Genomic DNA, 12159 nt, shown 5'->3' on the forward strand with positions numbered 1-12159 from the left:
ACGATGGTGTTGTCCGATTTCTATTGATAATGCACTTTCCTGGACAGCAGGCGGAAGTAGACGAATGTCAGAAGTCCGATGATCGCCATCAAGGTCACGCCCGATGCCGCGGCATACCCGATATTGGTCGTTCGGTAGCTATAGATATAGTAGACAAGCGTAGTCGTGGCATCGTTAGGGCCGCCGCCGGTCATGATTTGCACGATATCGAACACCTTGAACGAGCCGATCGTCATGATGACGAGAATGAAGAACAGCTGCGGCGAAATGAGAGGCAGCGTAATTCGGAAGAAAACCTTGGCTCTGCTGGCATTATCCAGAGCAGCCGCCTCATAGATGCTAGGAGACACGTTGCGAAGCGCGGCGGAAATGATCAAGGCGTAATATCCGATCGCTTGCCACACGGCTACGATAATGACGGAAACGAGCGCCGTTCGGGAGCTTTGCAGCCAATGGGAAGGCGGAATGCCCAGCGATCGAAGCAACGCGTTCAGCATGCCGTGGCTCGGCTCCATCATCCACAGCCAGACGAGCGACACGGATACGATCGAGACGATATGCGGGATGAAGATTCCGCCTTGAATGATTGCGTTCAGCCGGGTGTTGCGCTTCAGCCATAAGGCGGTAAGCAAAGCTAGAATCATCGTCAGCGCCACGACTCCGACGGTATAGACGAGCGTGTTGCCGAGAGCCTTGTAGAAGTCGCCCCGAGTAAAAATCTGCTTATAGTTGTCAAACTCGACGTACTTGCTTTTCGCCCGGTTCATCAAGTTGTACTTGTAGAAGCTGAGATAGATCAGATATCCCATCGGATAGATGACGAAGGTGAGAATGCCCGCCATGGCCGGCGCAATCATGACATAAGGCCGAATGCGATCCCACGTCGTACGATTAGCCATGCCGCTGCCCCCTCAGACGATCCATGTAACCTGCGTAATCGGGTTCGCTCTCTAGAAGGCGGCTGCCGTCGGCCGCGAAGAGAAAAATCCGCGAAGCGTCGACGCGAAGCTGCACCTCTTGGTCGAAAGCATATTGATCGTCCGCCGACTTCACCATGTAGGACCGATCGCCGCTCTTGATTTGGTAGATCGTTTCCGATCCGAGCATCTCCCGGGTAGCGACCGTGCCGCGGACGGACCACTGCGGCGTGTTCGTGTTCAAGTTCGTTTCCGGCGACTGCGATTGCGTCTGAGACTGCGATAATAGAGCTGCCTCCGGACGAAATCCGAATTTGATTCCGTTCGCGCCAAGCTCGTACACGTTCATCGGAGGTACCCCCATGAACTGGGCCGTGAACTGATTGCCGGGCTGCCGATAGATGACTTCCGGGGCGGCTTCCTGCTGAATGACACCGCCGTTCATCAGAACGATACGGTCGGCCATCGACATCGCTTCGACTTGATCGTGAGTCACGTAGACGAAGGTGACGCCGAGCTTCTTATGCAGCTCGATCAGCTCGATTCTCATCTGACCTCGAAGCTTGGCGTCGAGATTGGAGAGAGGCTCGTCCATGAGAAACACGGCCGGCTTCTTCACCATGGCCCGGGCAAGCGCTACGCGCTGTCGCTGTCCGCCGGATAACGTGGAAGGCTTACGGTCCAGATAATCCTTCAGGCCGACCGTCTCGCTGATGCTCTCCACCAGCTCGATTCGTTCGGATCGTTTGACTTTATTGTTTTTCAAGCCGAATTCGATGTTTTCCCGCACCGACATCGTCGGATACAACGCGTAATTCTGGAAGACCATCGCCACGCCCCGTTGACCGGGAGCTAAGTTGGAGACATCCTTGCCGCCGATCCGAACGGAACCCGAAGTCTGAAGGTCAAGTCCGGCGATCATCCGCAGCAAGGTCGTTTTGCCGCAGCCCGAAGGGCCGACAAGCACGGTGAAGCTTCCGTCCTCGATCGTTAAATCCAAGCGATCAATGACCGCGGTCTTATCGAATACTTTCGTTACTTGAACCAGTTCAATGGACGCCATAAGAACCTCCTTGATGAGTTGCTTCGGACTAACGCATGGTTGCTCGTTTAGACGGTGTGAACCGTAATTCCGCTATCGCGAAAAGGCTGAAGATCCTGCTCGGAGGCTTCTTTACCCGTAATCAACGTGTGTATGGCGCTATTAGGTGCGACCGTATGGAGGGACAGCTTGCCGATCTTGGTGTTATCCGTCACGACGATGATCTCCCTGGCAGCCCGAATCATTCCTTGCTTGGCCGGAACTAACGGAGCTTCGGGATGCATCAGGCCGTATTGGGGATGAAGCGCGGGAATCCCGATGAACGCCTTCAGAGTATGAAGGGAGCCGAGCACATGATCCGTGAACATTCCGTTCAGCATATAGCTCGACGGATACAGCTCGCCTCCGGTTAATATGACCTTGATTCTTGGAGCGTCGCGAAGCTCGGCGGCCACGTTCATATCGTTGGTCACGACCGTGATGTTCGAGCGTTGGACCAGGTTCTTGGCAATGTGCAGCGTTGTCGTGCCGGAATCGATAATAATGTGATCTCCGTCCTGAACGAGGCTGGCGGCCATCTTGCCGATTCTCATCTTCTGGTCGAGATTTTGCGTGGAGCGCTCGGAGAAGGAAGGCTCGTCGTTGGTCCACTGTTCGAAAATAACGCCGCCATGCGTTCTCCTGAATATTCCTTCGCTTTCGATTTCTCCAAGATCTCTTCTGATCGTTGCTTCATGTACGTTGAATTCCCGGGCTAACGTGCTGACCGTCGCCGTATTGTACTGTCTGACGTAATCCACGATCCGTTGCTTTCTTTCCGCGGCTAACATATTCTCTTCTCCCTTGATTTTCGAATTAAGGTGCGATCTCACGCTCATTGAATGCTCTTAGCAGCGTATACCTGTCGGGACGGACATGGTGGGCTTCCTTCAGGCTGCGCTCGATCAGCTCTTGCTCTACGGAAAGTTGCTCGATGGTAGCCGGTCCGCCAACTTGCCGTAACAGATCGCGAAGCGTTAGCTCGTCCGGAATTTGCTGGCTATGTCTCGCGATTTCAACCCAATTGGAAGCCATTCGAGCATCTTTGCTATTCTTGTCGTCGGTATTCCATCTCTCAGGGCCTTCCGAGATAATCCGGTGATAGAGCTTGCTGATGTGCGCGGACGCGACGCCGACCTTGGCTCCGTGAAGGAGCTGCCGTCTACCGAGGCGAAGAAATTCCATTTCGATGTAGTGCGACAGATGGTGCTCCGCTCCCGAAGCGGGATGGGACTGACCGAACAGCAGCATGGCGAGCCCGGATTCGATCAATGCCGTGATTAACGTATGGATTCCTTCTTCTCGGCCCAAGGCGATGCTGTCGGCTTCGTTCACGCAGCTCATCAACGCTTCCCGAGTGATGTCCGCGGCGGTCTGCAGATAAGGCTCGTCGGCGACGATCGCTCCGAATTTCCAATCGAACAACGAGGTGAATTTGCCGAGCATATCCCCGAAACCCGCTACGATTAACGCCGGCGGGCTACCCGACAAAATATCCATATCCGCGAAAATAGCGCTAGGTCCGATCGCCGGGATGGTGAGCTTCTCTCCGCGCACCAAGATGGGGGCTCCCTTCGAATTAAAGCCGTCCACCGACGGAGCGGTGGGGACCGAGACGAACGGAATCCTCGACGTGAAGGCGCAATATCTCGCGATATCATGAATCGTGCCTCCTCCGACCGCGACGACGGCTTCCGCCTTGACTCGCTGAATGTCGAGCAGAAGCTGCACGATCGAAGCTTCGTCGGCGACGACGTCTCCCGCCGAAGACGGTTTAATGATCGTGACGTTCGGCCGGATGCCGACGCGGGAGAGCAGCGTTTCTAGCGCATGGCCCGCGGCTTCATAGGTAAGGGCATCCACCGCTATGGCGATCGTTCGGAGCGCTTTCTCCTCCAGGTAAGGAGCGATCTCCTTCAATGCTCCGGCCTCGATCATAATTTTATCGAGATCAACGGCTTGTCTGGAACGATGGTCCAGAACGGCCGCTTTGCGTTTGATTTTCGCTAATAGTTCAGACATTGCGTCATTCTTCCTCTCCGTTGCGTTCGTTCGGATCCTGTCTTTCGTCTAGAATCCTGCTATGCTCGATAATGCGCAATATCGAACATTTGATGATCGAAATTACTCATTAACGCTCGTTTGTGACTTCATTAAAACATTTGATTGTTTTCGAAAAATCAACTCGAGCGGGTTGAAATGTAAATCTAGTAACGGATGGCATGGAATTTCAATGGAAAACTAAACTGCGCCCGATAATAATTACCATTATTTGCATAGTAACGCGCACGATCTCCGTAAAAATACGACTCTTCATGTAAGCGCTTTAGACTTAATATCAGAGATGAGATTATTTACCATTATGAGGAGGCAAATGTTCATGACAAGCTTGTTAAAGAAGAAGTCTTTAAGATTGTCGATTTCCTTGCTCGTTGCATTGAATTTACTGCTCGCTTCCGCGATGACCGCTATGGCCGCCGACGATCTCGTGTTCGACAGCTACGATCGCGGAGCCTTAGCCGACTTCGCAAGCTCGAAGGTAGGCGCCCAATGGACCGGCGGCGACGCGGGCAAAAGCGCGACGGTAGACGGAAACGCGCTGAAGCTGGAGTACGCGAGCAAAGGCTGGTTCGGCACGGGCGGCGGAATCGATGCCAGCGCTTATAAATATTTGAAAATCAGAATCAAAGGCGCAGCCGGCGGCGAGGGAGCGGACTTCGACCTCAACTACGCGGTTGGCGAAACCGTCAAGACGATCGGCAAGAACTTCGCCGACCTGTCCGGCGTGGCGATCACGAAGGAGTATCAAGACATTTACATCGACTTGGCTGCCAATAAGATCGATCCGGGCATTCAAGCGCTGCATTTCAATTTCCTCGACGGGAAGAGCGGAACGATCTGGATCGACGATATCGCCTTCACCTCGATGGCGGGCGCCGCTGCGGAACCTGCTGTCGAAGAAGAAACGACGACTACCGATGCGGCCGAGCCGACCGATGCGGTAACGGAGGAAACTACACCTGCGGCGGAAGAACCTGCGGTTGATGCCGAAGCCGGAGCCGAAGCCAATCCGAAGACCGGCGATTCGATGAACGTTACGATGTACGCTTCTCTTGCCCTGCTATCGGGAGCTGCCGTGCTTGTTTTCATGGTGAAAGCGAGGAACGCTCAACGCAAATCTTAAGAAAGGAATAGTGGATATCCGGAATCCGCATAACCTGTAAAGGGCTATGCGGATTCTTGGGTACAACGGTCCGATTGACAAATGGGTTAATAAGAGAGGGGGCGTTGGCATGTGGAGAGGGAGAGGATGGGCGTACTACGGCATAACGGCGGCTTGCGCGGCTATTTTCCTATTCTCGGCGTTCAAGATCGCCTTCTACTATGCGGACGCTCGAGCAAGCAGCAAGCAGATGAACGAAGCGAGGACGTATTATCACGAGAAAACAATGGTGCAGCAGAAGAGGAAGGAAGCCGTCATACCCGTTGCCACGCCCGAGTCTATTGCTATTGCCGTAGCATCGGAGATACCCGTACCCGTTAAGTTGCGCATACAAGATCGGTTCAAGCCGCTTCTGGAGATGAACGAGGATGTCATCGGTTGGATCCATATCGACGATACCGTCATCGACTACCCTGTCCTTCAAGGCGATGATAATGAATATTACCTGAACAAGGATCTCGATCGGAAAGATAACGTTAACGGCAGTATTTTCATGGATTACCGGAATCGAATCGACGCTCAAGAAAAGCACTTGATCCTCTACGGCCACAACATGAAGAACAAATCCATGTTCATGGCTCTATTGAATTACGAAAGCAGATGGTTCTTCCAGAACCATTCGATCATAGCGTTCGATACGTTGTACGATAGTCGCAAGTTGCAAGTATTCTCCGCGTACTTCACGGATGCGAGCGACGATTATATCCGTACGGACTTCAAGACGGATAGCGACTATAAGGACTTCCTCGTCTCCCTGCGAGAAAAGTCGCTACATAAGACCGATATCTCGGTTGACGAGAACGATACGATCCTGACTCTCTCGACTTGCTCGAATACGAACGACGAAGCGAGGTTCGTCGTTCATGCTAAGCTGATGGATTCTCTCTGAAGTTTGCGTAGACCGTATTGTTAAATATATGATGAACGCAGGATATCAAGGCTCGGCGAAGAAAATAATAAAGACAAGATCGACCGGGAAGCGGAAGTGATAACTGGTGAAAATTTGCATCGTAGAAGACAATGACGTGATTCGGGACGAGCTGAAGGTCTTTTTATCGAAATACGACTATGAAGTTACGGCTCCGACGAATTTCGGCGAAGTTACGGAGTACATCGAGAAAGAAGCTCCCGATTTAATCATATTGGATATTAATCTACCCATGTTTGACGGATATCATATATGCAGAGAGGTTAGAAAAAAATCGGATATTCCCATCATCATCGTTACGAGCCGGGATAGCGAAATGGACGAGTTGATGAGCATGAATTTAGGGGCGGACGATTTTATTACGAAGCCCTATAATACGCAAATTCTGTTGGCCCGCATAGCTTCCATATTAAAGAGAACATACGGAACCGAGAGCAAGCTGCAGGATACTCTGCTGTACCATGATTTAAAGCTTAATTTGTCCAATGGTACGATTGCTTACAAAGACAATACGCTGGAAGTAACCAAGAACGAACTGAAGATCCTTGCCTACCTAATCAAAAACAAAGGCAAAATCGTGCCGCGAGAAGATTTGATCGACTTCATGTGGAGCTCGAATATTTTTATCGACGACAATAACTTGTCGGTGAATATCACCCGGCTTAGAAAAAAACTCGAAGAAGTCGGCTTGCAGGAAAGTATTGAAACCAGACGCGGATTAGGATATATCATGCCATGAGGATAAGAGATTACTTAAAGGACCGATTCTTGTTCTTAACTGCTAATGTCATTTTATTTATAATTATGTGCTGGGTATTGATACACTTTTATGAAGGGATTTACTTGATCGCTATTTTCTTTTGCTTATGGTTTGTGCCGCTACTGTCATACATGGTCCGGGAGCTTCTCAATAACAAGAAATATTACGATGAAATGACGAGTGTGCTGGACCATTTAGACAGAAAATATTTGTTGCCCGAGGTTACGAAGGAGCCTCCGTATTTAGAAGGTAAGCTTACGCATCAATTATTGAAAGAAACCAGTAAAGCTATGCATGAAAACGTAAACAAGTATCGGGATATGCAAACGGAATACAGGGAATATATCGAAACCTGGGTGCATGAGGTGAAAACGCCGATCGCATCGTCGAAGCTCATTATCGATAATAACGACAATCCCGCGATGAAAGCTATAGATTATGAATTAAAGAAAATAGAAGGTTATGTTGAGCAGGTGCTATATTACTCCAGAAGTAACCATGTAAGTAAAGATTTTATTGTCAGAAAAGTGTCGTTAAAGTCGGTAGTAGCCAATGTCATCAAGAGGAATTCGAGGGATTTCATTAATAAAAAGATCGCGATAAATATCGATGACGTGGAGGGAACGGTATTCAGCGATGCCAAGTGGCTGGAGTTCATCATCCATCAAATCATCGGCAATTCGATTAAATATGGCAAGTCGGGGGATGGGAAGGTTACCGTATACTCAACCAAGGATATCCATAATATCGTCTTAACGATCGAGGATAACGGCATAGGCATTATTGATCGAGACCTAAGTCGAGTTTGGGAAAACGGCTTTACCGGCGAGAATGGACGGCTCTTCAGCAGATCTACGGGAATCGGACTTTATTTGTGCAAAAGCCTTTGCGCGAAGCTTGGACTTGGCATTTCGTTAACTTCGCAGGCTGGCGCAGGAACTAAGGTCAGTATCCGGTTTCCAATGAAAGAAGCCCTCTAATTATTGTAAGAAGGAAGAGATTTGTTTCTGCCCGTAGGCGGATTCAAGTCTTTTTTTGTTACGTCGAAGCCGGGTTACTTGTTAAGTGACAAAATTGCAAGGTTCATGAAACGTAAGTCGATATGTCGATTCCGTCATGCAAAGTAAAATAAGCTTATTCAATCGAGGAGGTTCAAAATGAAAAAAACATTGATCTTGTTTGTGGCGATTTGTCTGGTGTTAAGCGGCGTGGTCTTCGTTTATTTTCAATCCAATGGTCCTAAAATCGTCCAGGATTCCGTGACTTTAAGCAAATCCGTAGATGGGAAAGGAAAGCCTGTCGATCCGGTTACGAGCTTTACAACGAAAGATAAGTCGATTTACGTTTCGGCGAAATTCAAGACGTTCTTTAGGAAAAGCGCAACGGTTAAATGGTATAAAGAGGAAACTACTGCCGAGAATAGGATCAAGGTCGACGATGGCATCAAGATAAGCAAAGCGCATTATGCCTACTCGAAGTTGGAGTTGCCGGAAGGCCTTACCGCCGGTAAATATGCCGTATCGATCTATTATGCAGATAGCGATGTGTCTGAACGGACCTTGTACTTTGAAATCAAATAATCCATTTGAAAGGAGCGAAGGTTATGGAACCTATATTAAACGTAGAAAAAGTTGAAAAGTATTTCGGAAATAAATCCAGTATTACGAAAGCTATCGACAATATCGGCTTCACGGTGCAAAAGGGCGAGTTTATAGGAGTTATGGGTGCCTCCGGTAGCGGTAAAACGACTCTACTTAACTGTATCTCGACGATCGATACGGTGACGACAGGTCACATCTTTATCAATGGTCAAGACATTACCAGCCTTAAATCCAAGCATTTGGAGAAGTTTAGAATTAACGAATTAGGCTTTATCTTTCAAGATTTTAATTTGTTGGATACGTTGACGGCCTATGAGAATATTGCTTTGGCGTTAACGATAAAGGGCGAAAGAGCCAACAAAATCGATCAATTCATTAAAGAAGTAGCCGCTAAATTAGAGATTACCGACGTTCTCAACAAATACCCGTATCAAATGTCCGGCGGTCAGAAGCAACGGGTGGCCTCCGCCAGGGCGATCGTGACCAAACCGTCTCTCATATTGGCGGATGAACCGACGGGCGCGTTGGATTCAAAGTCCGCCAGATTGCTTCTGGAATCCTTCGAGAAGCTTAATCGGGAGCTGCAAGCGACGATCCTGATGGTCACGCATGATGCCTTTACGGCAAGTTACGCTCATCGGATTTTGTTTATTAAGGACGGCACGATTTTCAACGAAATCATCAGAGGGGATCGTTCCAGAAAGGACTTTTTTAACAGGATCATCGAAGTCGTGAGCCTCTTAGGGGGAGATGTAAGCGATGTACTTTAGAATAGCACGGAACAGCGTAAAAAGGAGTTTTAAAGACTACACGATATACTTTTTAACCTTAACCATTGCCGTATGCCTATTTTACAGCTTTAATTCCCTTGAGGCACAACAAGCGGTAATGGACATGAACGAAAGCTCGTTAAGCTATTTGAAAAGAATCGCCGGAATTATTTCCATTTTGTCCGTAGGCGTGTCCTTCATTTTAGGGGGATTAATCGTCTATGCTAACCATTTTTTAATCAAAAAGCGCAAAAAAGAGCTTGGGATCTATATGACCCTAGGGATGAGAAGAAATAAAATATCGACGATCCTCGTCATTGAAACCTTTATCATTGGCTGCATCTCATTGGGAATCGGACTTGTATTAGGTATCGTTATTTCTCAAGGCTCCTCTGAATTAATAGCCAGGCTGTTTAACGGAAATATGGAGCATTATCAATTTATCGTATCCTATAGCGCGTTAGGGAAAACCTGTCTATACTTCGGTATCATCTACCTATTCGTTATCCTATTCAATCACTTGATCATCTCACAGGTTAAACTTATCGATTTGTTGAACGCGGCAAAGAAAAACGAGAGCTTAAAGGCTATGAATGCCTTCGTATCCATTATCGTCTTCTTATTATCGGCGGGACTGTTGACCGTTACTTATAAAATGGTTATTAGGGTTGGTTTTGATCCTTATGAACCCGTATTTATATTCAGCCTATTGCTGGGCGTATTCGGAACCTTGTTGTTATTTTTCAGCTTGGCAGGGTTTATCCTGTTTATGTTTCAGAGGAGTCGAAAGTTTTATTTCAATCAACTGAATATCTTCGTCCTGCGGCAGCTCAATAACAAAATAAATACGAACTTTATCTCCATGACGGTCATCTCTCTTATGCTGTTCGTAACCCTGTTATCCTTATTCGTGGTGTTTAATTATAAAGCGAACGTGGAAAGAACCGCAAAAGGGGTTGCTCCTTTCGCCGCGTCCGTTCAAACCACGACATGGGAGAACCTCGATGTAATTCCTGACCTTAAGGACGCTTTGGAGCAATCGAATGTTAGATTTGAGGATTCCGAGAAGCACGTATTTTTTAATATTTATACCGTTGAAGGGGCAAATAAGGAGATCTTGGGCAGTTATTTAACCGAAAGCAGCAAGACGGATCAATCGTTATTGTTGCAAGGGATTTACGTTGTAGGAATCTCGGATTACAACAAAATCAGAGCTTTAAAGAAACGGGATCCGATCCGTTTAAGCGACAACGAGACATTGATCGTGTCCAATTACGGAGAGGTCAGCAACAACTTTAACCGGTTCATGAATAACGAGAAGAGCATAACGGTCAAGGAAAAAACCTTTTTTATTAAAAATAAAGAGGCCATAACGGAGAATCTTCTTAATACTCCACAGGTTACTTCTTATTGTTACTTCATCGTTCCCGATCGCTTTGAAGAAGGATTAACATTACTATCCCGCGCCTTGGATATCGAGCCGCAAGGCGGCAATGCGAAACAATTCGAAGCTAAATATTCGGATGTGTTCGATCGTTCCTTCCAGGCCTACAGCACGATTTACGGATTTACGGCAGGGCAATCAAGAATGCTCATTTATGGCGTTTCCACATTCCTAACTTTTCTTGGCTTATATATCGGGTTAGTGTTCTTAATAGCCAGTGCAGTCGTGTTAGCGCTACAGCAGCTAGTAGAAGCGAGTGAAAGCGCGGAGAGATATCGCATTCTCAAGAAAATCGGCGCTACCGATAAAATGATCAATCGAACGATATTTAAGCAAACGTTCATTTATTTTTTCCTACCGTTTGCCGTGGCTGTCATCCATACGATCGCAGGCGTTAAAGTCATGAACGACTTCCTAGAGATCTACGACGGAAGCGCCTTAAGTTCATCCGCTACAACGCTTGCCATTTTGTTTATCGTTATTTACGGCGGCTACTTCTATACAACCTATTCCGGATATAAAAACATCGTTAAGAATAGCTAGAGATTTGCTACGAGCCCGCCGTCATTCGACGGCGGCTTTTCTTCGTTGTGGAAATTTTCGATAATTATTTACATATACAGGGATTCGGTGGCGGGTTGTAGAAGTTTAAGGGAGAAGAAATATTTGCGAGGTTCGTAGATTAAACGTTAGATGAAAGGGCTGAAAAAATGGAAGAAAACAAAACATTCTTAAAATCATCATTATTAAAATATAGAATATCAAGTTCAATTCTAATCATATTAGTATATGTACTAATAATAGGATGCTTTTATTATTGTGGTGTAAATTTTAATACACCTATCTATATTGGTGCTTTTTTCGGTTCATTAATAGGTACGTTTATTAGAAAACCAGTTAGAAGGAATAGTCGATCGAGGAGAATGTTAACGTTATTCTTAACAATACCCTTCACTATTTTATTTTGTGTGATCATTTTTATAAGTGGTACAGAAAATGTAAGCATTAAAATTGTTTTTTCAATAATAATTGTATTATCCATGATGGGATGCGAAATCATCGAAAATAAGTTACTTAACAAATTGTGGAATGATAATACAAACTAGAATGTAAATCGAAGAAGTCAGCCCCATCATCTAAACACCATATTCACGCGTCGGGGCATTCGTCCCTCGGTCCGGCCGGAGTTAGAAGTGGATTCGGCGATGTGAATTTCAGTTTGCCCAACTCCACTACCAGTTAGATGGATTGTTTATTTTTTAAAATTACAGGGGTGTCGTGAATACAAGAACGCTAAGTGAAATCTTGTAATATGGAGGAATAGCACAAATGGTTAGAGATCAGGCTGTCGAGAAAGTCGCGACAGCTTTTATTATGTTCGAATAGTTTAATACGACACCGCGTTAATATGATATAATATAGATAACTTATACCG

11 protein-coding genes are annotated in these 12159 nt (G+C 46.9%); 7 read left to right on the top strand and 4 right to left on the bottom strand.

Annotation, left to right across the window (positions count from 1 at the left end; all coding sequences use genetic code 11):
* Positions 1-20 precede the first annotated feature (20 nt).
* Genes DFP95_RS04280 through DFP95_RS04295 form a run of 4 tightly spaced genes read right to left on the bottom strand, consistent with a single transcriptional unit; the run spans position 21 to position 4020 of the window.
* Complete coding sequence (locus DFP95_RS04280) at positions 21-899, bottom strand: carbohydrate ABC transporter permease (RefSeq protein WP_245987324.1); 879 nt, start codon at positions 897-899, stop codon at positions 21-23.
* Positions 892-1980, bottom strand: coding sequence for an ABC transporter ATP-binding protein (locus DFP95_RS04285; RefSeq protein WP_115991284.1), 1089 nt, complete (start codon positions 1978-1980; stop codon positions 892-894). The genes DFP95_RS04280 and DFP95_RS04285 overlap by 8 nt, the downstream gene beginning before the upstream one ends.
* 47 nt (positions 1981-2027) lie before the next feature.
* The gene (locus DFP95_RS04290) at positions 2028-2789 is read right to left on the bottom strand and encodes a DeoR/GlpR family DNA-binding transcription regulator (protein WP_115991285.1); all 762 of its coding nucleotides are present in this window, start codon (positions 2787-2789) and stop codon (positions 2028-2030) included.
* 25 nt (positions 2790-2814) lie between these two features.
* On the bottom strand, positions 2815-4020 hold the full coding sequence (locus DFP95_RS04295; RefSeq protein WP_115991286.1) for a sn-glycerol-1-phosphate dehydrogenase: 1206 nt from the start codon (positions 4018-4020) through the stop codon (positions 2815-2817).
* Positions 4021-4378: 358 nt separating this feature from the next.
* Here DFP95_RS04295 and DFP95_RS04300 point away from each other — a divergent pair, with 358 nt between their 5' ends.
* From DFP95_RS04300 to DFP95_RS04330, 7 genes are all read left to right on the top strand, one after another.
* Positions 4379-5182: a hypothetical protein gene (locus tag DFP95_RS04300; RefSeq protein ID WP_115991287.1), complete on the top strand. Its 804-nt coding sequence runs from the start codon at positions 4379-4381 to the stop codon at positions 5180-5182.
* A gap of 109 nt (positions 5183-5291) precedes the next feature.
* On the top strand, positions 5292-6110 hold the full coding sequence (srtB, locus tag DFP95_RS04305) for a class B sortase (RefSeq protein WP_181907233.1): 819 nt from the start codon (positions 5292-5294) through the stop codon (positions 6108-6110).
* Between the two features lie 103 nt (positions 6111-6213).
* Positions 6214-6888, top strand: coding sequence for a response regulator transcription factor (locus tag DFP95_RS04310; protein ID WP_115991289.1), 675 nt, complete (start codon positions 6214-6216; stop codon positions 6886-6888).
* Positions 6885-7889, top strand: coding sequence for a sensor histidine kinase (locus tag DFP95_RS04315; RefSeq protein ID WP_115991290.1), 1005 nt, complete (start codon positions 6885-6887; stop codon positions 7887-7889). Before DFP95_RS04310 ends, DFP95_RS04315 begins: the two co-directional genes overlap by 4 nt.
* 177 nt (positions 7890-8066) lie before the next feature.
* Complete coding sequence (locus DFP95_RS04320; RefSeq protein WP_115991291.1) at positions 8067-8489, top strand: hypothetical protein; 423 nt, start codon at positions 8067-8069, stop codon at positions 8487-8489.
* A 23-nt stretch (positions 8490-8512) separates the two neighbouring features.
* Entirely contained in the window at positions 8513-9280 is a 768-nt protein-coding gene (locus DFP95_RS04325) for an ABC transporter ATP-binding protein (RefSeq protein WP_115991292.1), read from the top strand.
* 124 nt (positions 9281-9404) lie between these two features.
* On the top strand, positions 9405-11267 hold the full coding sequence (locus DFP95_RS04330) for an ABC transporter permease (RefSeq protein ID WP_181907234.1): 1863 nt from the start codon (positions 9405-9407) through the stop codon (positions 11265-11267).
* Positions 11268-12159: the final 892 nt, after the last annotated feature.

The organism is Cohnella lupini (genome assembly GCF_003386205.1).
Lineage (GTDB): Bacteria > Bacillota > Bacilli > Paenibacillales > Paenibacillaceae > Cohnella > Cohnella lupini.

Coding starts and splice junctions, on each gene's coding strand:
- DFP95_RS04325 (WP_115991292.1), top strand. CDS start 8,513: ATGGAACCTATATTAAACGTAGAAAAAGTTGAAAAGTATTTCGGAAAT.
- DFP95_RS04285 (WP_115991284.1), bottom strand. CDS start 1,980: ATGGCGTCCATTGAACTGGTTCAAGTAACGAAAGTATTCGATAAGACC.
- DFP95_RS04295 (WP_115991286.1), bottom strand. CDS start 4,020: ATGTCTGAACTATTAGCGAAAATCAAACGCAAAGCGGCCGTTCTGGAC.
- DFP95_RS04315 (WP_115991290.1), top strand. CDS start 6,885: ATGAGGATAAGAGATTACTTAAAGGACCGATTCTTGTTCTTAACTGCT.
- DFP95_RS04280 (WP_245987324.1), bottom strand. CDS start 899: ATGGCTAATCGTACGACGTGGGATCGCATTCGGCCTTATGTCATGATT.
- srtB (WP_181907233.1), top strand. CDS start 5,292: ATGTGGAGAGGGAGAGGATGGGCGTACTACGGCATAACGGCGGCTTGC.
- DFP95_RS04290 (WP_115991285.1), bottom strand. CDS start 2,789: ATGTTAGCCGCGGAAAGAAAGCAACGGATCGTGGATTACGTCAGACAG.
- DFP95_RS04330 (WP_181907234.1), top strand. CDS start 9,405: ATGAACGAAAGCTCGTTAAGCTATTTGAAAAGAATCGCCGGAATTATT.
- DFP95_RS04320 (WP_115991291.1), top strand. CDS start 8,067: ATGAAAAAAACATTGATCTTGTTTGTGGCGATTTGTCTGGTGTTAAGC.
- DFP95_RS04300 (WP_115991287.1), top strand. CDS start 4,379: ATGACAAGCTTGTTAAAGAAGAAGTCTTTAAGATTGTCGATTTCCTTG.